The following is a 20,573-nucleotide window of genomic DNA, read 5'->3' as shown; positions in this document are numbered from 1 at the left end:
GTTGTGATTTCCATTGTTCCAGAATTGTGATTTTCACAATTCAAGAGTTGTGAATCCACAGCAGAGATAAAGTTCTTCACATAGATCAGGTTAGGTTTTCCCAGACCCTGGCGCTTGCGTTCAATCAATCCTGCTTTCTTCTCAAGTTCACTGAGCAGCTTGACAGCCTTTTGTTCAGCACAGTTCAGAGCCATCTTCGCTTCGTCGATTGTAAAAATGATATACACTCGACCGTTTTTATCTATCCAACCATTCTTTGCAGACAGGCTCATGCGGTCAAGCAAAATGCCATACAGCATCTTGGCATCGGCAGAAATATTCCAGAACCTCTCGTTCGTGAACAACACCTTCGGAACTCGATAGAATGTGAATAGATCGGATTGCTGACCGTAAAAATAATCAAAACTCACACGGCTTCACCACCTTCTTTCTGCGGAAAACTTTCTGTTGTCAGCGGTATGCTGCGGAAAGTCGTATCCGTCTTTTCGTAAGGACATCGGGCAAAATAGCAGAAGCGGTATTCCTGTTCATACGCATCCATATCAACGAAGCCCCACTTCACGCATAACCTTCTTCGTACACCAACCAATGCACGGGTGATCTCGCCCATAGGGACAGCCATCACATTCCGACTTGGGTTTCGGTGGCAAAGAGATTAAGTAGTAGCAATTATTTCTACCCAGACGGCAACCCTTTCTGCCATTCGTCCAGTAGTAGCAATAATGGCAATCGCTCGGCTTGTCTGCGGCATAAACAGGCTTGCTCAAATAAAACACCTCCAATCACTTGTATTTACCCATGCCTTTGGGCATAAAAAAAGAGCGCCTATCCATCCCCAATGCGGGGCAAATAGACGCTCTATGTATATAACGATATTCAATTTTATCTGCTATAACTGCGTGGTACTCAAAACATCCGCCTTTTTTGATTAGCTGGATTTTTGGCACGATTTTGGGGCTGATTAGCAGGAAGGGCATTTTCATTAGCAAGAACGCCCTTTTTTCTGCTAAAAATTAGCTGGCGACTTTGTCTTATAACAACCGTTCGATTCTGGAGGGGTTGTCAAAAATCAAATTTTGGAGTAGAATTTTATCTCATACAGTGAAAGAGCTTTTTCGTGCCTTTTCATATAAGAAAAGCCGAAAACCCTTGAAAACAAAGGCTTTCGGCGTTGTTAGCTGGCGTCCATAAGAGGATTTGAACCTCCGACCCCACGCTTAGGAGGCGTGTGCTCTATCCAGCTGAGCTATATGGACGTGTCTGATATATGATTATAGCCCGATCAAAGTCGAACTGCAATCCTTTATTTAGTTTTTTTGAGGCGACCGTTGTAACGCAACCTTAGGAGGCGCTCGTTATATCCATTTAACTATGAGAACATCGTACGTAAAACGCACTTCTATAGAATAACAAAAATCCCGCAAAATAGCAAGCCCCGGCAATCATTCCTCTGCCAATTTATATTGGCTGCTGTTCACGCATGCGCTCCCGGCAATGCCAATTTCCTGCCCGTCTCTGCAACTTTATAATTCCGCTTTCGATCCTTCGGCAAACTTTGCAGTCCCTTGCATCCAGATCTGCCCTTTAAACCGGCGACCGACCTTCGGTTCTCCCATCAGATCCTTCTGGGCGATACCTACATGGAACAGCATATCGCTGCAGCTGATGGTCAGATCGTAAACCATCTCGCCGGTGACGCGGTTTTCCTTCGTATCGATCTTTGTAATCTCCCCGATGATGGAATACTGGTCACACTCGATGCCGCTTGGCATGAAAGTAGAATCCACGATAGAATACAGATCTTCCTTCATGGCACGTCTGGAAACCTGGGAATACAGATCAATATCCTCGATCGTCAGCGTTTCCATGGCATCTTCATCGCCTTTCTTCGCTGCCTCTAACAGGTTATTGCGGTCTCTGGCCGCTACCTTTGCCATCTCGATCTGCTTTCTGGTTTTATGGAGCGGAAGAAGCACCTTGCCTTCTGCTGCCAGACCAGTCAGATTCACCGATTCTACCGTCCGCGACATCCGCTTGATCTTTCGTTCCCGATATTCATAACCGTTTTCCAGATAAAAGATCAGGGAAATGCCCACCCGGTATTCATCCAGAAGTCCGGCATACGTCTCTTTTTCAGTGTGGCGCTGAATGGAGCAGTCTGTTTCAGATGATACATCTGCTGAATTCAGATAAGGATAATAGTACTCACACTGAAATGCCCCTTCTTCGTTCATTTCCCCCATCATGACGATGCCCATGCCGGGTGCCACCTCTGCCCGCAGTTCACACAGATTCGTCTCCTCATCAAGCTGGATGCGGCGCCATTTGGCGGACGGCACTAACGATGCCAGCAGCCGTTCGATATCCCGCTTTCTTCTATATGTGCTAAAGCCGATACTTCGCAAAAATTTATGCATAGTTTCATGCCCTCCAAATCCTCAAAAATTCGTATCTGCCCAGACTTCCTGAACATTTACAAACGTCTAATTTCTGAGAAAAATCTTTACGCCTCATTATACATGATACGTAACAGCATTTCAATCGGAAAGTTGACATGTGCAGCTTCCGGTAATATCATGGTAACTATTCAGAGCCAGGCAGATTTTCAGACAAAATTGTAAATCATACTTGCATGAATGAACGATTTTGTCTGGAAATCTATTTTGACTTTGGGATGTACCAGAACTTACAACTTCTGACTGATCACACAAACGAGAGGAGCAAAATTCATGAAACAGACTACCCCCACCATCGGCATTCTCGGAGCCGGTGCTGTCGGTTCCTACCTGGTTATGGGGCTTTCCGAAAAATATAAGGAAAATCTCTGGGTAATTGCCGACGGCGAACGCAAAAAACGTCTGGAAGAAAACGGACTCAACATCAATGACCAACACTATATTCTCAATGTAAAAACACCAGGTGAAGCGCACGGCGTTGATTTTCTCTTTGTCTGTCTGAAATATACCCAGCTTCGTTCTTCCCTTCCGGATATCGAAGCCATTGCAGATAAGCACACGACGGTCATCAGCCTGTTAAATGGCGTCGACAGTGAAGAAATCATCGGACAGCGCATCGGCATGGAGCATATGATCTATTCCCTGATCCGCATTGCCTCCCAGCGTATCGGCAACTCGATCCACTTTCCGGTTCCGAAAGGCTACAACGGAATTTATGTCGGTCTGCCGAAGCAGCCTGCCAGTCAGGATCCGCGTCTTTTAGCCATTGCAGACATCTTTGCCGATACTCCTATTGTTCTGCATTTAAGTGATGACATCCTGCTCGATATCTGGGATAAATTCGGCTTAAATATTGCCCGCAACCTTCCCCAGGCAATCCTTGGCGTTGGCATGCAGGCTTACGATGACAGCACCTATATGAATGCCATCATGCGGCAGATGCGCCACGAGGTCGTTCTGGTCGCAAATGCCAAAGGGATTCCGCTCAAGGAAGAATTTAAAGCCGGAAAATGCAAACCGTCCCAGCGTTATTCCACCCTGCAGGATCTGGACGCACACCGTCACACAGAAATCGATATGTTCTCCGGAGCCCTGGTCCGCATGGGAAAAGAGCTCGGAATCGAATGCCCGTACAATGAAATGACCTACAATCTGATCAAAGTACTGGAAGAAAAAAATGATGGGAAGTTTGATTACCCGGAAGAATGACAAGAATCCTAACATACTTTCGTTTTAAAGGCTGCCGCAGGCGGCCTTTTTACATGCAAAGCCAAAAAGCCACCCTTGTCTTTGCCATTTCATTTGGCGGAAACAAGGTTGGCTTTTTATACAAATATTCAATTCTTTTTTCTGCGGCTCTGCCTGCTTATCCGGAAAATCAGCCCTTATAAAATTGCTTCCCGAATCTTCAGCACTACCTTTTTGATTTCCATACTTTCTCCCGGCGCGCAGTTTGGTCGGTGAATATCGTTTGTGAAATATACTGCAAAATCTCCAGGTTTCAGCTGAATAAAGTTCTCACCCGCTACTTCCGAATAGTACATGACATCCCGTTCCGGATGCTCCTCCCGCTCTTTTCCCTCCGGCAGCGGCGCAACTCCCTGCATTTCTTCTCCGCGAATCAGATACTGGATATCGATATACTTATAATGGCTCTCTGCCTTTTTATTTTCCGGCGCTGCAGTTGTCTGCTTCTGGATCATGGCGTAGATGTCATCCCCATCGATCTCATAACGGCCAACCTCCATATGTTCCAGATCGGAATTTTTCAAAAAATCAAACGCTTTCTGAAATGGCTCCGGCCACTTGCACTGCGCACTCTGTGCTTTCAAAGATGAATAAATCATGTTAAGCCTCCCTATTCTGCTTCATTGTGAAGTCGATACACAACTGCACATCTTGCAACACAATGTTAAAATTTCGGATGATTGACTGACCAATCCGGCTGCCCGCCGGATAATACTTTGTGAATCTGCATGGCCGCATGAAGCGCCATACGGCCCATACATTCTTCCGTATTGGATGCCATATGCGGTGTCAAAATCACTTTTTCATTCTTATATAACGGATAATCCTCTTTCGGCGGTTCCTGGCTCTGTACATCCAGTACTGCATAGCGAAGCTCTTCGTCTTTTAATGCCGCATCCAATGCATTTTCATCGACAACCTCACCTCTTGCGACATTTAGAAGGATTGCGCTATTTTTCATCATCTCAAACTCTTTTGCCCCGACTGCATTCCGGTTTGCCTCTCCGCCCGGCAGATGGAGACTGATAAAATCTGCTCCGGAAAATAACGCTTCCCAGCTGCACATCGTCACATACTCAGGCGCCTGCTCCTGCTTTACAAATGGATCATACGCAAGAATTTCCATATCCAGACCATAATAGGCTTTTTTTGCTACCGCACGTCCAATTCGCCCAAAACCAACAACACCAAGTTTTTTGCCGCCTACATCCAGTCCCTTATGGGAATTTTTATAGGTATACTCACCACGGTACATGGCATTGCTGCAGTCCCGGATATTTTTTGCTGCCATCAGCAAAGCAGATAAGGTATACTCTGCAACAGAATCTGACAGTGCCTGTGGGGTATTGGTTACCCAGATTCCACATGTTTCCGCCTCTTTGATATCAATATTATCGAATCCTACACCATGACGCGCAATGATTTTTACATGCTTTGCTGCATCAACCACTTCTTTCGGACACTGCGCAGTACGGATCAGCATTGCATCGCAATCAGCGATATCGCGGGCCATCTCCTCGGGTGAAAACCCGGTTCCTTCTTTTATTTCATATCCATGCTCCAGAAGATAGTCTGTTCCCTCTTTTGCTACAGCCTGTGGAATATATACTTTCATGTCTCTTATGCCTCCTTTAAGCTTACTTTCTTAGAGTTCAGATATTCTTTTCTGACTGTCCAGATCAGTGTACCGACTGCAATGAGCAGGAAGATACAGGAAATAGGAGAAGTCAGGAATGGGAGAAAACTTCCCTGGCTCTTCATGAGTCCACGGCGCAGGTTTGTTTCTACTGTCGGGCAAAGAATAAAAGCAAGAATGATCGGCGCCTGCGGCAGCTTCATTTTCTTCATGCCATATCCTAACAGGCCAAATAACATCATAACTACAACATCAAATACACGGTTGTTATTTGCATACGCACCTACAGTGCAGAAAATCATAACAATCGGAAGAAGCAGATTCTTCGGTACCGACAGAATACGGATAAACACCCGCATACCCAGATACTCTACAATCAACATCATGATATTTGCTACGATCAGGGCTGCAAAAATACCATAAACAAGCTTACCTTCTGTACGGAATAACAGTGGTCCCGGGGTAATACCATGAATCATAAAGCCAGCCAGGATCAGCGCTGTTGTGTTATCTCCAGGAAGTCCCAGCGTTAACAGCGGAACTAAAGCACCACCGGTAGATGCATTGTTGGAACTTTCCGAAGCAATTAGGCCATCTACAATACCAGTTCCAAATTTCTCCGGATGTTTCGAACGGTTCTTAGCCACAGAGTATGCAAGGATATTACAGATACTTGCTCCAAGTCCTGGAAGGATACCGATTGCAGTACCAATCATAGTGGAAATCAGGAAATTGCTTCCCTGTCCCTTGATATCATTCAAAGTAAATCCAAATCCTTTAATCTTACAATCCTGGGCACGTTCTTCTCCAGGCTTGTTTTTATCTTCCAGTGCAGTCAGTACCTCTGCCACTGCAAACAGACCGATCAGCATTGGAATCATACTAAATCCGGCATTCAGTTCCGAAATTCCAAACGTAAACCGGGTGAAGCTTGTAATCGGGGCAATTCCCACAAATGCCAGGATCAGACCGATCATACCACTTAAAACACCTTTTACCAGGGATCCCGACGAAAGGCTTACGATCATCGTCAAAGAAAACAGTCCAATGGAAAAGTACTCATATGGTCCAAACTGCAGGGCAAATTTTGCAATAAATGGAGCCAGCAGCATCAGAATGATATAGCTGATCAGACCGCCAAAGAAAGAAGCAACAATACCAACTCCCAGTGCTTTTCCCGCTTCTCCTCTTGCTGCCATGGGATGACCATCAAACGTTGTTGCGACAGATGCAGCAGTACCTGGCATCTTTAACAGGATCGCACTGATCAGACCACCAGAGGTTCCTCCGATATACAATCCACAGAGAAGAGACAGACCTGCAATTGGATCCATGCCAAAAGTGAGCGGCAGGAACAATGCAACACCCATTGTTACACTTAATCCAGGAATGGCACCTACGATAATGCCCATGAATGTTCCAAGAAGGATCAGGACCATAATCGGCAAATTACAAATAGACAAAATGCCCGCTGTGATTTCACTCATTTTCTTTTTCCTCCTTTACAGAATTCCTTTCGGCAGACGTATTCCAAAAATTTCCGTGAAGATCAGGTAAATGATCACAACGGCCACCACTGCCAAAATTCCAAATCTTACCCATCTGATGTTTTCTTTTTTTGTCATCATACACAAGGTAAAATACAGAAACCAGACACTGTCGATGATAAATCCAACCGGTTTTAACAAAGCCGCATACAGAAAACATGCCACAATCATGCTCCACACGCCTATGGTATTTTTCTTGTATTCAACCGGCTTTTCCACATAGGTTTTACTGGATTTCCATCCTCTCATGGTCAATGTCAGTGAAAAGAAAAATACAATAACCGCAACGATCATCGGCAGAAATCCGGCTCCGATCAGATCTCCTTCTTTCCTGTTAATCTGAAAACTGAGAATAAATAAAATAACAGCTATCGCAATACCGATCATTCCACAGATCATATCGCTGTACTTTTTCATAATTTAGGGTCTCCTTCCTGTCAGCCTGGCATAAAAAGTGGACCAGCAGACGTACTGTCCTGGTCCACTGTCATACTATCTGGCTTTAAGACTACTGTGCTACGAACAGATCCTTATAAGAATTCAGCTTATCGTATACCTGCTGTGCATACTCTGTAGCTTCCTTCGGATCCATGTAAACCGGGGTTAATGCGTAGGAATCTTCTGCTGCCTTAACAAATTCCGGATTCTCAACAACTTTCTTCATCGCTGCACTAAAGGTATTCACAATATCGTCTGGAGTTTCTTTTGGGAATGCGACAAAGAAGAATTTACCAAATACCATGTTATCCAGGCCCTGCTCTTTTGCAGTTGGGATGTCTGAGAACAGCGGGTTTCTTTCATCGTTTAAAACAGCCAGTGCTACGAACTCTCCGGTCTCCAGATAGTCCTTTACAACTGCATACTCTACGTTGATGATATCCGTATTGTGACCAGCCAGGGCAGCTACTTTATCTGCATTTCCACCGATATCAACAAGGTTCAGATCAATGCCAGCCTCTTTTTCAAGTGCAAGTCCAACTAACTGCGGATAACCGCCTACTGCCATACCAAATTCGATTTTACCCGGATTTGCTTTTGCCTGGTCAATGAACTCCTGCAATGTAGAAAAGCCAGAATCTTTATGAGTTACAAGAAGCGTTGTGTTCGCCTGCAGGCACACACCAGCCATTTTAAACGCATCCAGCTGATAATCCACCAGATCCGCAATTTCCGGAAGCATAGCTTCTGTGTGGAAGAACAGGGCATTGTAACCATCTGGCTCTGCGGAACGAACCTGCTCCATACCAATCGTTCCAGAAGAACCTGAAACGTTTACAACCGGCATAGCCACACCCAATTCTTTTTCCATGTACTTTGTCAGCAGACGGGCATTTGCGTCCGTATCTCCTCCGGCCTTTACCGGTACCACGATCTGGATCGAGTCACTCGGGTAAGTATCCTCCTTTTTGCTGCATCCTGTAAATACCATGCTGGCTGCGATTGCTGTTGCAAGTACCACTGCGATTTTTTTCTTCATAGTTCTTCTCCTTTTATCTTGTAAAATTAATATTAATCGCTTAGATATCACTGTTATAACAGTTTGGGTAAAAAATAAAAGCTCTTCCTACTCCCCTCCTTACGCCATATTGTTATGACTGTTATAACATATAAAAAAGTAAGCAAAATAATGCTTTTTGACTTTCTCTCATTTGGGTCTGCTTATGCCTTCTCTTCTTTTTCCGGCAATGTTGCAAGAATTGGTCCAAGTGAATCCAGAATATGTTCCCGCATGGCTTTTTCCGCCCGTTCCGGGTCTCCTGTGTTGATTTCATCCAAAAGCTTTCTATGCCAGTATCTTGGATACTGCGTTTTAGATGCGCGTGCACCCAAAGCTTTGCACAATACCCAGAACAGATTGATGCGGTTTAATGTTTTGATCAGCATCTCATTGTCTGTAAGTTCCGCAAGTCCACGGTGGAACCGAAGATGATTTTTTCTGGAATCCAATGCACTGTTTTCTTCATAAGGAACCGTATCGAGTTCTGTTGCAATGTAGATCAGCTCCTGCATGCGCTCCGGAGAAGGATTCTGACTCACAATCCGGGCCACTTGACATTCGATGGCTTCCCTGAGTTGATAACATTCCATGATTTTCTTTCTATTTGGAATGGTAACAAAGGAACCCCACTGCGGTTTGGATTCAACCAATCCATCTTCCTCCAGTTTCTTTAAAGCTTCAATAACTGGTATGACACTAACACTGGTCACTTCTGCCATCTTTCTTCTGGAAAGTTTCATTCCTGGTGGAAATTCACCATCCAGGATCTTTTGTGAAATAATACGATATGCGACATCTGCCGCAGTCTGAAAAACTTCTTCCTGCATGTTCTCTCCTTCTCTTTACGCTATCATAATATTACTGTTATAACGTTTTTGTCAATATCTATTTTGTGCATATTCCCTAGTTCTACATTCTGTTCAAAAATTAACATTGTCTTTTGTGCACATTTCATATTCTTCCAGCGAATCTGCTTTTATCATATTGACATTCTGTTATAACAGTAATATCATGCAAACAAATTTAATCTTAATTAAGGAGGACCTTCCATATGAATCCACAAACCACGCAAACCGCACAGGAAAAAGCTCAGGAACTTCTTGCCCTGGAGCAGGAACTAGTGTTATCCTCATTTTCCAACGAAGATGCATTAAACATTGGCCTGCAGGCTGTCGCTTATATCCATGAAGCAAAGAAAAGCGGCGTTTACATCGAAATCCGCCGCGGTGAAAATATTGTTTTTTCCCACTGTATGGATGGTGCCAACTGGGATAATCGCCTTTTTGCGCAGAGGAAATTAAATACCGTCACAAAATTTGAACATTGCTCTATGTATGCCGGTGAAAAATATATTACAAAAGGACGACAGTTTTATGATTATTATGCGCCGCAGGAGTATCAATGTGCCGGAGGTGGTTTTCCTATTGTAATTCCTGGAACCGGTATGGTCGGAATGATCGGTGTGTCTGGTCTTTCCGCAGCAGAAGACCACGAAGTATGTGTCGAGGCTCTCAGACGTTTTCTGAAAAAAGCATAAGGAGGCACCAGCATATGAGTTATCAAAGAGAATTTTCTCACAGACTGAGAGCCGGATTGGTCGGAATCGGTTCTCATGCATACCGCAACATTCTCCCGGTTATGAATTTCCTCCCAGTTCAGCTCGTTGCTGTCTGCAATCGCAGCAACATCGAGCTTGCACAGCTTACTGCCGCCCAGTATGGCTGTAAAAGTTATCAGAAACCAGAAGAAATGTACGAAAAAGAAAATCTGGACTGTGTATTTATCTGTGTCTCCCCGGAAGCACATCCGTCTCTTGTAATCCAGGCTCTTCAGACCGGCTTACACGTATGGGTAGAAAAACCTGCCGCCATGAATAGCGAACAGATTTTGCAGATGATCGAAGCCAGACAAGACCAGGTTGCCTTGGTCGGCTACAAAAAAGCCTTTATGCCCGCTGTAACCAAAGCCCGCGAGGTGATCCAGTCTGAAAAATACGGGAATCTGGAAAGCATGCTTGCCGTATACCCTATGAAAATGCCTCAAAACTGGACGGAAGTGATTCAGAAGGGTATCCGGACAGACTGGCTGAACAACGGCTGCCATTCTCTTTCTGTCATGCTTTCAACCGGAGGTTCCGTGCAGTCCGTTGTTTCTGTCCAAAATGAAACTGGGCATGGCGCAAATATCATCAAATTTAAAAATGGTGCAATCGGCACATTTTTCCTTGCATCCGGTCCTCAGCCAATTGAAGAATATCATTTTTATTCCCAGAAATGGCATCTGCACATTGATGACAGCAATAAAGTCACACTGCAAAGAGGAATTCCTTTTGTTTACGAACGCACCACTTCTTTCACTGCACCAGGTGATGACTGTGGCGCAGTTGTCTGGAAAGTCCAGAACTGCAAAGCATCTCTCGACAATCAGGCTGCATTTGTCCAGGGCATGTATCAGGAAATGATAGAATTTTGCAACTGTATTCTGGAAAAGCGGAAGCCAGATATTGGCTCTCTGGAATTTGCACTGGAACTCACAAAAACAGCGGAAGCTTTAGCTGTTTCTAATGGAAATGAGATCAAACTATAATCAGCAGCCGCACCACTCGCCTTCTTGATATACAAGGCAATAAAAAACTCCCCCGGAACCATTTTCACAGTCCCGTGGGAGTTTTTGTTATCTGTTTATGTTCAGCTCAAGACTTGTCTTATACAATACCCTGTGCCAGCATAGCCTCTGCAACTTTCTCAAATCCTGCAATGTTTGCGCCTGCAACATAGTTGCCTTCTACGCCGTAACGTTTTGCAGCATCGTTTGCTTTTGCGAAAATGCCAACCATGATGTCATGCAGTTTTGCATCCACCTCTTCGAAGGTCCAGGACATTCTCATGCTGTTCTGGCTCTGCTCCAGACCGGATACAGCAACACCGCCTGCGTTTGCAGCCTTACCAGGCATGAAGAGGATCTTCTTCTCTACGAACAGGTCGGTAGCCTCTCTGGTGGACGGCATGTTAGCACCCTCAGCTACTGCGAAGCAGCCGTTTGCGATCAGTGCCTTTGCATCGTCTAAGTTCAGCTCGTTCTGGGTTGCGCACGGAAGTGCGATGTCACACGGAATGGTCCAGATACCCTTGCCCTCGGTATATTTTGCAGTCGGAACAGCCTCAACATACTCTTTGATTCTGCCGCGGCGACCTTCTTTGATCTCTTTTACAACATCCAGCTTGATGCCGTCCGGATCATATACATAGCCGTTGGAATCGCTCATGGCAACAACCTTTGCACCCATCTGCTGAGCTTTCTCTACTGCGTAGGTTGCAACGTTTCCGGAACCAGAAACAACAACGGTCTTGCCAGCCAGCTCTTTGCCATTGTGCTTTAACATCTCATCCAGGATATAGACCAGACCATAACCGGTTGCCTGGGTTCTTGCCAGGGAACCACCGAAAGTCAGACCCTTACCAGTCAGGACGCCCTCATACAGACCGGTAATTCTCTTGTACTGACCAAACAGGAAACCAACCTCTCTTGCGCCTACACCGATATCGCCAGCCGGGCAGTCGGTATCTTTACCGATATGACGGTACAGCTCAGTCATAAAGCTCTGGCAGAATGCCATAACCTCACGGTCAGATTTGCCCTTCGGGTCGAAGTTGGAACCACCTTTACCACCACCCATAGGCAGTCCGGTTAAGGAGTTTTTCAGAGTCTGCTCAAAGCCTAAGAATTTTAAGATGCTCTGGTTTACGGACGGATGGAGACGAAGACCTCCCTTGTACGGTCCGATCGCGCTGTTGAACTGTACACGATAGCCCTTGTTTACCTGTACTTTACCGTTATCATCTACCCACGGAACCTTGAAGGAGACGATTCTCTCCGGCTCTACAAAACGCTCCAGGATACCAGCTTTGCGGTATTTCTCCTCGTTTGCGTCAATCACCAGTTTTAAGGAATCCAGAACCTCTTTCACTGCCTGATGGAACTCCGGCTCGCCCGGGTTCTGTGCTACTACTCTCTCATAGACCTCATCTACATAAGACATAACTATTCTCCTCCTTGAGCTATTATCTTTTTCTTAAAAAAGACAATGAGGCACCGCCAATATCGGCGGAGCCCCATTGCTCTCAACGTATCGTAGAAATTATAGCAAGTTAATATGCTAAAGTCAATCCTTTGATTTCGAAACTTTTATCGCAAAAAATCATAGCTGATATGCCTTGTATTTATATTTTCGTAAAGAAGCCATAACATGATTCCGCAAATACATAGGTTCACGGACTTGAAATAATTAGGACTGCGCGGCAATCTTCTCCGCTAATTCCTGTAAATACATCCAGCGGTCCATTTTCTCTTCCAGCAATGCTTCCTTTTCTGCCTTCTCAGTCATCAGCTGGTTCAGCTTGCCATAATTAGTCGCGGATTCCGCGATCTGGCCGTCCAATGCCTCGATTTCTGCTTCCAGCCCGGCGATCTCATCCTCGATCGTATCCCACTCGCGCTGCTCCTTGTAGGAGAATTTCAGCTTTTTCTGGTGTGCGCGGCCATCCTGCGAGGATTTTTTGCCTGCACCAACTGCATTGAGGTCATCCGCATCCGCTGCATTCTGGTCCAGACTTCCTGCTGCACCATTTCCACCAGCTGCTCCAACACTTCCTGCTGCGCCACGGCCATAACGATCTCCTGCTGCACCATTCTTCCCGCGTCCAGCACTTCCGCCCAAAAGCTCCGGGTGTTTTAGCAGATAAGCCGCCTGGTAATCCGTGAAGCCGCCCTCATACTGCACGACCTTTCCATCGCCCTCAAACGCGAAGATCCGGCGCACCATGCGGTCCAAGAAATACCGGTCATGCGATACCGTGATCACGATGCCCTGGAAACTGTCGAGGTAATCCTCCAGAATGGTCAGCGTGCGGATGTCGAGGTCGTTGGTCGGCTCATCCAGGAGCAGGACATTTGGCGCGTCCATCAGGATCCGTAAGAGATACAGTCTGCGCTTTTCACCGCCGGAAAGGCGGCTGATCGTGGTATACTGCACGCTTCCCGGAAACAGAAAGCGCTCCAGCATCTGGGATGCGCTGATGCTTCCGTCCTTTGTCTGCACGTACTCTGCCACGTTGCGGATATAGTCAATGACCTTTAAGCTTTCATCCATGGCCTCGTTTTCCTGGGAGAAGTAACCGATCTTTACGGTCTGGCCGATCTCAATGCTTCCGGAATCCGGCTGCACCCATCCGGCAATCATCTTCATGAGCGTGGACTTTCCGCTTCCGTTCGGTCCGATGATTCCCACACGGTCATTCTTTAAGAAAATGTAGGTGAAATCTTTTAGCAGCACCTTATTGCCGTAGGACTTGCACAGGTCCTTCACTTCGACCGTTGTGCGTCCCAGACGGCTGGAAATAGATTCCATCTCCACCTCTTTGTCAAACTCCGGCGCATCCATGTCACGAAGGGCTTCATAGCGCTGAATGTGGGCCTTCTGTTTGGTGGAACGTGCACGGGCACCTCGCTGCATCCAGGCAAGCTCAGTTTTTAAGATGGACTGACGCTTGCGCTCCGATGCCACGGCAATGTCGATGCGCTCTGCTTTCAGCTTTACAAATCCCTCATAATTCGTCTGATAGCTGTAAAGCTTTCCTTTATCCAGCTCTACGATCCGGTTCGTTACGCTGTCCAGGAAATACCGGTCATGCGTGATCATAAGAAGCGCACCGCGGAATTTCTTTAAGTAGTCCTCAAGCCAGTCTGCCATCTCACTGTCTAAGTGGTTGGTCGGCTCGTCCAGGATCAGAAGATCGGCTGTGGAGAGCAGCACACTGGTCAGCGCCACACGCTTTCTCTGACCACCGGACAAATGCTCCACCTTCTCGTCAAAGTCATAGATGCCAAGCCGCGTCAGAATATTCTTCGCGCTGGCCTCGATTTCCTCGCGGGAGGAAAAATGTGGCTCTGACGCATTGTCCCGCACGATTGCATCCAGAACCGTATCCCCTGAGGTGAAGACCGGGATCTGAGGAAGGTAGCGGATATATAAGTTGCGCCGACGCACCACAGAGCCGTCATCCGGCTCCTCCAGACCTGCCACGATCTTTAACAGCGTGGATTTTCCGGTTCCGTTGATGCCGATCAGGCCAACCTTCTCGCCTTCGTTGATGCTGAATGCGGTATCATCAAACAGCAGGCGCTCGGTATAAGATTTTGTCAAATGTTCAATTGTAATTAAGCTCATAATTCACTCCACATGTGCAAAAAGGACAGCCCCGTCGATCCCCGCGGGGTTCGGTCATGGGACTGCCCTCTCTATTTTCAGGTTTGTTTTTCAGGCTTGTCTTTGCCGTTCACGCAAAAAGCCGCGGCAAATGCCAGGAAATTAATCCTCGTCTTCCTTCTCATCCACAGCAAATACGAAACGCTTTCTTGCCATCTCGTCGCTCTCAAGGTACTCGTCGTAGGTGGTGATTTTATCGATCAGCTTACCGTTTACGATCTCCATAATACGGTTTGCGGTGGTCTGCACGATCTGGTGGTCACGGGAGGAGAAAATCAGCACGCCCGGGAACTTGATCAGTCCGTTGTTCAGTGCAGTGATCGACTCCATATCCAGATGGTCAGTCGGCTCGTCTAACATCAGCACGTTTGCTCCAGAGATCATCAGCTTGGAAAGCATGCAGCGGACTTTCTCACCACCGGACAGAACGCGAACCTTCTTCACGCCATCCTCGCCGGCAAACAACATACGGCCAAGGAAACCACGTACATAGGTTACATCCTTCTCCGGAGAGTACTGGGTCAGCCAGTCTACGATAGTATCGTCGCTGTCGAACTCTGCAGTATTGTCCTTCGGGAAATAAGACTGGGTTGTGGTAAGACCCCACTTGTAGGAACCCTCGTCCGGCTCCATCTCGCCTGCCAGGATCTGGAACAGAACGGTCTTTGCACGCTCATTCGGTCCAACCAGTGCAACCTTGTTGTCGCGGGTCAGGGTGAAGCTGATGCCATCTAAGATTTTCTCGCCGTCGATGGTCTTGGATAAGTTCTCAACAGTCAGGACCTCATTTCCGATCTCACGGAACGGGCGGAAGTCGATGTACGGATATTTACGGCTGGACGGACGGATGTCGTCTAACTCGATCTTCTCTAAGGCACGCTTTCTGGATGTAGCCTGCTTGGACTTGGAAGCGTTTGCGGAGAATCGCTGGATGAACTCCTGCAGCTCTTTGATCTTCTCCTCTTTCTTACGGTTTGCTTCCTTCATCTGTTTTACCATCAACTGGCTGGACTCATACCAGAAGTCGTAGTTACCAGCGTAAAGCTGGATCTTACCGTAGTCGATATCTGCGATGTTGGTGCAGACCTTATTTAAGAAGTAACGGTCATGGGATACCACGATGACGGTGTTCTCGAAGTTAATTAAGAACTCCTCCAGCCATGCGATCGCATCCAGATCCAGATGGTTGGTCGGCTCGTCGAGAAGCAGGATGTCCGGGTTTCCGAACAATGCCTGTGCTAACAGGACCTTGACCTTTAACGCACCGGTTAAGTCTTTCATCAGGCTGTAATGATACTCGGTATCAACGCCCAGACCATTTAACAGGTTCGCTGCATCAGACTCAGCCTCCCAGCCGTTCATCTCTGCGAACTCACCCTCTAACTCTGCTGCCTTGATTCCGTCCTCATCGGAGAAATCCGGCTTCATGTAGATGGCATCTTTCTCTTTCATGACATCGTACAGGCGCTTGTTTCCCATGATAACGGTATCCAGTACGGTGTACTCGTCGTATTTAAAGTGGTCCTGCTGCAGGAAAGAAAGACGCTGACCCTGGGTGATGACAACGTCACCGTTGGTCGGCTCTAACTGTCCGGATAAGATTTTTAAGAAAGTAGACTTTCCGGCACCGTTCGCACCGATCAGTCCGTAGCAGTTTCCTTCGGTAAATTTGATATTTACATCTTCAAATAATGCTTTCTTGCCCACACGCAGGGTAACACCATTTGCACTAATCATTCTTTTCTAACACCTTTCATAAAAAAGAGGGGCATAATCATGTCCCTCGTCTTTTGCATCATCTCTATTTTACAGGAATTTCCGTATTTTGCAAGCGCTATTTCACTGGATTTTGCGGGAATTTTCAGGTTTTTCCACAGTTTTCCCAAATACAGAACTGCTTTTCCACAAAATCATCTGTTTCCGGGTGTGTTTTGAGAATATCCCGCAATCATTTTCCATTTCGCCTTGCCTGTCCGTATCCGTCATTCAATCGGTTTTTCTGTCAGAATGTCAGTTTCCAGCTAGGCCCGTTTCCACTCCACAGAAGCCGCCAGCAACGCCCGCAGGCAGAACTCTTCCCGCTTCACCAGCTCATCCTCCAGCAACCCGCGGTTTTCATCAGAATGTTCTACCTCTCTTGAGAAGCAATGCACCAGATCCACGATCTGCTTCTCCGGCAATGTATGTCCCTGTGTTTTCTCCTGCAGCCACTCTGCCATGAGCATTTCCTCCACCAGGATCGTTGCCGCCACAGCCAGCTTCATTTTTCCATATGGATTGTCGTTGTAAACAGCCCCGCAGAAGTAGCCGAACACAAAGTATACCATGATCTGCTCCCTGAGAAGCTCCATGCGTGTACCATTTGCCGTCAGAAACGCCCGGCGGTTCGCCTCGTACGTTTCCCGTCCGGCTCCGTAAAGGATCTCATCCATACCATCCCTGCGTGCTGGCCATGCAGCATCCAGCGGCTCCATCTTCTCAAACACCGCGAAAAGTTCACTTGCAGTTTCAAAGCGGCTGTACTGCCCAAGTCCGGCCGACGCCAGGCGGCGGCAGAAACGCTCCACAACACCTCCGACACTGCCTGGTACCGTCTGGTCAATGTCTGCTGCATCTTTTTCAGCGTTCCCAGCTTTCTCTGTGTTCTTCACTTCCTGCGCATGCTCTTCCGCCTGCACTGCACGGCACATGCTTCCCACGCGGTACCGCTCCAGCAGTCCGTCCACCTCATAAAGCTTCTCATCCCGCACTCTGCGCTGCAGATCATGAGCCAGTGCCAGGCACATTGCCATGCGCAGCTCACTGGATAAATTCCGGTTTTCCAGAATCTCAAAGATCACATCACGCACTTCACCGAGCTTGGTATACAGGAAAAAGTCAAAATCCTCATCCTCACAGCTTTCCTCTTTGTCATTCTCGCTGGAAAGAAAACGCACCGGTTCCTTCGTTCCCAGAATGATCCGCGCTGCCTCAATGCACGACAGACACAGCGACACCTCACGCACACCATCAAACACCTCGATATGACGTGGATAAGTCCGGCAGGTCCAGCAAAGGCTGTCCGATCCCATACCGATATAAAGATCACACAGATTCTCCTGATTCAAAAATGCACAGCGGTGATCGCGCTGTTTAAAACACTTCTGTTTCCAGTCCACCGACTCCTGCAAGCGTGTCTTCATCTCACCCTCAGCCTGACGGTATTTCTTCAACGATTTCGGATCGATCGTAATCGCCCAGCCTGCACAGCAGGTATCCTCACACGCCGACGCAATGCACTGGAATTTCTTATAGTAATGCGGATATGTATACAGCATACTCATTATCTCCTGACAAATTTTATCACTACTAATTATTATACCAACATCACACCGTAAATATCAATAACTCCGAAAGCCCCCGCTACATACGAAAAACCTGCAACCACTACTGAAATGGCAGAGATAGGCTAACTATCTGCCATTTCAGTAATGGCTGCAGGGATTTACTGTGCGATATTGTTACTTAAGCATCGCCCCATAGCGCCCCAAAAAGTTCTTGGTACGCTCATTCTCCGATGCAAATACCTGCGCCGGAGTTCCCTCCTCGACGATAACTCCGTCTGCCACAAAGATCACGCGGTCGGAGATATCTCTCGCGAAGGCCATCTCATGGGTTACGATCACCATGGCAATGTGCAGGTCTGCCAGCGACTTAATAACCTTTAACACCTCTCCAGTCAGCTCCGGATCCAGTGCGGAGGTCGGCTCGTCGAAGAACAGGATCTTCGGATTCAATGCCAGGGCACGGGCAATCGCCACACGCTGACACTGTCCGCCGGATAACTGGCACGGATACGCGTCTGCTTTGTCGGCCAGTCCCATTTTCTCCAGAAGCTCCATAGCTCCTTTGCGTACCTCTTCTTTCTCCCGCTTCTGAACGGCTATTGGCGCATCCATCACATTGCGGAGTACCGAATAATGCGGAAACAGGTTAAAATTCTGGAATACCAGTCCGTAATTCTGCTGGATCTTCTTCAATTCCTGTTTCGATGCATAAACTGCATTTCCCGCTGCATCGTTCCAGGCTGCCTTTTCCCCTAAGTAGATCAGCTCACCGCTGTCCATGGTCTCTAACATGGTCGCACAGCGCAGCAGCGTGGATTTACCCGAACCAGACGGCCCGATGATGGATACGATCTCGCCCTCTCCTACATGCAGAGAAATATCCTGAATGACCCCAAGGTCTCCAAATGATTTTTTTACATGATTCATTTCCAGTAAGTTCATGATATCCTCCGAATTTATTGATAGTAGGAAAGTTTCTTCTCAATCCATTCCATGGCTACCGCCACGATCAGGTTAAAGACATAATAGAATACACCGGCTGCCACAAACGGGATCATGCTGGTCTGGGAAGATGCCAGTGCTTTCGCAATAGCAAACATCTCCAGAACGCTGATGGTAAATGCCAGAGATGTATCCTTGACCAGGGTAATGACCTCGTTGGTCACGGACGGTAAGATCCGTTTGATCACCTGCGGCAGGATGATACGGAAAAAAGTCTGGCTGCGGCTGTAGCCTAAAAGCTTTGCAGCCTCGTACTGGCCTGCCGGCATAGACTGGATGCCGCTGCGGTAGATCTCCGCGAAATATGCTGCATAGTTGATGACAAATCCGATCATCGCTGCAATTAAACGGTAATTGTTACTCTTGATCTTAATGCCGAACAGATAATAAGGTCCAAAATAAACGACCATCAGCTGCAGCATCAGCGGGGTGCCGCGCATGATAGAGATGTAGGTCTTTACGATTCCCTGAAGGATCTTATTCTTCGACATTCTTCCGAATGCGATCAGAAGACCAAGGGGCAGGGAAAAAAGCAGCGTCACGACGAAAATTTCCGTGCTGACCAGCATTCCTCCTGCTAACTGTGATACCATTGTGTTAACCTGCATAACTTCTACTCCTTCGTTTTCTGATTCATTCGGGACGGCTTCGTTCTTCTGCCGTCACATATCATTCTTTTTTATTTTCCGATGGTGGTTACGTCACGACCAAACCATTTCTCAGAAATCTCTGCCATGGTGCCGTCTGCTGCCATCTCGTCCAGTGCGCCCTGAACTTTATCTCTTAACTCTTCGTTGCCCTTCTTAAAGCCGATACCGTACTCCTCGGAAGAAAGGGTCTCATCCAGGATGGTGTACTTGTCAGACTCGCCTCTCTGCTCAATCTGGTAACCAGCTACGATGACATCCATAGCGATGGCATCGACAGCGCCCATCTCCAGATCCATGAATGCAGCGTTGTAATCCGGGGTTGTCTGAAGAGTACCAAAGGTAGCGCTTAACTCTGCGTTGTCCTTTAATGCAGCCTCAGCGGAAGAATCGGTCTGAACCTCAACGACCTTGCCTGCCAGATCAGCCAGAGTGCTGATGCCGGAATCTGCTGCTACAACGAATACCTGGCTGTTGTCCATATATGGGGTACTCCAGGTGTAATCATCTTCACGTCCATTCATGGTAAAACCGTTCCAGATGCAGTCGATGGTGCCGGAGCTTAACTCCATATCCTTTGCGTCCCATGCGATCGGCTGCGGAACAAACTCAAGGCCCAGTCTGTCTGCCACTTCCTGTGCCAGTTCCAGATCAAATCCAGTATACTGACCGTCATCTCCTACAAAACCCATCGGCGGGAAATCCTGATCGAAGCCAACGGTAAAGGTACCGCCTTTCTCACCAGCCTCGTCTGCTGCCTCTGCGGTGGTTTCTTCTGCCTTGGTCTCCTCAGCGGAAGTTGCTGCCTCAGTTGCTGCTGCGGTGGTCTCTGCCGGTTTGCTGCCTCCGCATGCAGTCATGGATACCGCCATCATACCTGCCATTGCTGCGCTTAACATTCTCTTTCTCATAATATTTCCTCCTCATTTTGCGGGTTTTGCTGCTGCC

General features: G+C 47.2%; 21 protein-coding genes and 1 tRNA gene. 4 read left to right on the top strand and 18 right to left on the bottom strand.

Translation table 11 applies throughout. The features are described 5' to 3' along the window. From DXB18_RS11735 to DXB18_RS11710, 4 genes are all read right to left on the bottom strand, one after another. Window positions 1-410 (bottom strand): replication initiator protein A (locus DXB18_RS11735; RefSeq protein WP_147355243.1); only part of this gene is annotated, 410 nt, incomplete at its 3' end. Then, window positions 407-622, bottom strand: coding sequence for a hypothetical protein (locus tag DXB18_RS11730; RefSeq protein WP_008982583.1), 216 nt, complete (start codon window positions 620-622; stop codon window positions 407-409). The genes DXB18_RS11730 and DXB18_RS11735, both read right to left, overlap by 4 nt. A gap of 557 nt (window positions 623-1,179) precedes the next feature. Then, a tRNA-Arg gene (locus DXB18_RS11715) sits at window positions 1,180-1,256 on the bottom strand. Window positions 1,257-1,523: 267 nt separating this feature from the next. After that, on the bottom strand, window positions 1,524-2,417 hold the full coding sequence (locus DXB18_RS11710) for a DUF3881 family protein (RefSeq protein WP_118544037.1): 894 nt from the start codon (window positions 2,415-2,417) through the stop codon (window positions 1,524-1,526). 312 nt (window positions 2,418-2,729) lie between these two features. On the opposite strand from DXB18_RS11710, the gene DXB18_RS11705 reads away from it, so the two are divergent. Both DXB18_RS11705 and DXB18_RS16740 read left to right on the top strand, forming a co-directional pair. Then, entirely contained in the window at window positions 2,730-3,665 is a 936-nt protein-coding gene (locus DXB18_RS11705) for a ketopantoate reductase family protein (protein WP_118707979.1), read from the top strand. Window positions 3,666-3,718: 53 nt separating this feature from the next. Beyond that, window positions 3,719-3,847, top strand: a complete 129-nt coding sequence (locus tag DXB18_RS16740; protein ID WP_279220683.1) for a hypothetical protein — start codon at window positions 3,719-3,721, stop codon at window positions 3,845-3,847. On the opposite strand, the gene DXB18_RS11700 is transcribed toward DXB18_RS16740, so the two are convergent. The 6 genes from DXB18_RS11700 to DXB18_RS11675 all read right to left on the bottom strand — a co-directional run bounded on the left by DXB18_RS11700 (window position 3,842) and on the right by DXB18_RS11675 (window position 9,212). After that, the gene (locus DXB18_RS11700; protein ID WP_118544035.1) at window positions 3,842-4,303 is read right to left on the bottom strand and encodes a YhcH/YjgK/YiaL family protein; all 462 of its coding nucleotides are present in this window, start codon (window positions 4,301-4,303) and stop codon (window positions 3,842-3,844) included. The two genes, DXB18_RS16740 and DXB18_RS11700, sit on opposite strands and share 6 nt — an antisense overlap. Window positions 4,304-4,368: 65 nt before the next feature. Then, window positions 4,369-5,319: a hydroxyacid dehydrogenase gene (locus DXB18_RS11695; protein ID WP_118544034.1), complete on the bottom strand. Its 951-nt coding sequence runs from the start codon at window positions 5,317-5,319 to the stop codon at window positions 4,369-4,371. Between the two features lie 5 nt (window positions 5,320-5,324). Next, window positions 5,325-6,827: a tripartite tricarboxylate transporter permease gene (locus tag DXB18_RS11690; RefSeq protein WP_118707977.1), complete on the bottom strand. Its 1,503-nt coding sequence runs from the start codon at window positions 6,825-6,827 to the stop codon at window positions 5,325-5,327. 15 nt (window positions 6,828-6,842) lie between these two features. Further along, on the bottom strand, window positions 6,843-7,304 hold the full coding sequence (locus DXB18_RS11685) for a tripartite tricarboxylate transporter TctB family protein (protein WP_118544032.1): 462 nt from the start codon (window positions 7,302-7,304) through the stop codon (window positions 6,843-6,845). Window positions 7,305-7,395: 91 nt separating this feature from the next. After that, entirely contained in the window at window positions 7,396-8,364 is a 969-nt protein-coding gene (locus DXB18_RS11680) for a tripartite tricarboxylate transporter substrate binding protein (protein WP_118707975.1), read from the bottom strand. A 182-nt stretch (window positions 8,365-8,546) separates the two neighbouring features. Beyond that, the gene (locus tag DXB18_RS11675) at window positions 8,547-9,212 is read right to left on the bottom strand and encodes a GntR family transcriptional regulator (protein WP_118544030.1); all 666 of its coding nucleotides are present in this window, start codon (window positions 9,210-9,212) and stop codon (window positions 8,547-8,549) included. 224 nt (window positions 9,213-9,436) lie between these two features. Between DXB18_RS11675 and DXB18_RS11670 the strand changes: the two genes are divergently transcribed. Then, the gene (locus DXB18_RS11670; RefSeq protein ID WP_118707973.1) at window positions 9,437-9,922 is read left to right on the top strand and encodes a heme-binding protein; all 486 of its coding nucleotides are present in this window, start codon (window positions 9,437-9,439) and stop codon (window positions 9,920-9,922) included. A 14-nt stretch (window positions 9,923-9,936) separates the two neighbouring features. Then, entirely contained in the window at window positions 9,937-10,971 is a 1,035-nt protein-coding gene (locus DXB18_RS11665; protein WP_118707971.1) for a Gfo/Idh/MocA family oxidoreductase, read from the top strand. Window positions 10,972-11,089: 118 nt separating this feature from the next. On the opposite strand, the gene gdhA is transcribed toward DXB18_RS11665, so the two are convergent. The 8 genes from gdhA to DXB18_RS11630 all read right to left on the bottom strand — a co-directional run bounded on the left by gdhA (window position 11,090) and on the right by DXB18_RS11630 (window position 20,536). Continuing rightward, a complete protein-coding gene (gene gdhA / locus DXB18_RS11660) occupies window positions 11,090-12,424 on the bottom strand; it encodes an NADP-specific glutamate dehydrogenase (protein WP_118707969.1) in 1,335 nt (444 codons plus the stop codon). Window positions 12,425-12,670: 246 nt separating this feature from the next. Next, complete coding sequence (locus DXB18_RS11655; RefSeq protein WP_118707967.1) at window positions 12,671-14,611, bottom strand: ABC-F family ATP-binding cassette domain-containing protein; 1,941 nt, start codon at window positions 14,609-14,611, stop codon at window positions 12,671-12,673. A 141-nt stretch (window positions 14,612-14,752) separates the two neighbouring features. Beyond that, window positions 14,753-16,387: an ATP-binding cassette domain-containing protein gene (locus DXB18_RS11650; protein ID WP_118544025.1), complete on the bottom strand. Its 1,635-nt coding sequence runs from the start codon at window positions 16,385-16,387 to the stop codon at window positions 14,753-14,755. Continuing rightward, window positions 16,384-16,536 (bottom strand): hypothetical protein, encoded by a 153-nt coding sequence (locus DXB18_RS16210; RefSeq protein ID WP_182430561.1) that lies wholly within the window; start codon window positions 16,534-16,536, stop codon window positions 16,384-16,386. The genes DXB18_RS11650 and DXB18_RS16210 overlap by 4 nt, the downstream gene beginning before the upstream one ends. Window positions 16,537-16,671: 135 nt before the next feature. Then, window positions 16,672-17,967 (bottom strand): flagellin lysine-N-methylase, encoded by a 1,296-nt coding sequence (gene fliB, locus DXB18_RS11645; RefSeq protein WP_182430560.1) that lies wholly within the window; start codon window positions 17,965-17,967, stop codon window positions 16,672-16,674. Between the two features lie 183 nt (window positions 17,968-18,150). After that, window positions 18,151-18,918: an amino acid ABC transporter ATP-binding protein gene (locus DXB18_RS11640; RefSeq protein WP_118707965.1), complete on the bottom strand. Its 768-nt coding sequence runs from the start codon at window positions 18,916-18,918 to the stop codon at window positions 18,151-18,153. Between the two features lie 14 nt (window positions 18,919-18,932). Next, window positions 18,933-19,586, bottom strand: a complete 654-nt coding sequence (locus DXB18_RS11635; protein ID WP_118544023.1) for an amino acid ABC transporter permease — start codon at window positions 19,584-19,586, stop codon at window positions 18,933-18,935. 71 nt (window positions 19,587-19,657) lie between these two features. Further along, window positions 19,658-20,536, bottom strand: coding sequence for an amino acid ABC transporter substrate-binding protein (locus DXB18_RS11630; protein ID WP_118544022.1), 879 nt, complete (start codon window positions 20,534-20,536; stop codon window positions 19,658-19,660). Window positions 20,537-20,573: the final 37 nt, after the last annotated feature.

This window comes from Clostridium sp. OM02-18AC, assembly GCF_003481825.1.
Classification (GTDB): Bacteria; Bacillota; Clostridia; order Lachnospirales; family Lachnospiraceae; genus Brotaphodocola.
Note: the sequence above shows the minus strand (reverse complement) of the source record. Positions and strands in the feature narration are given on the sequence as shown.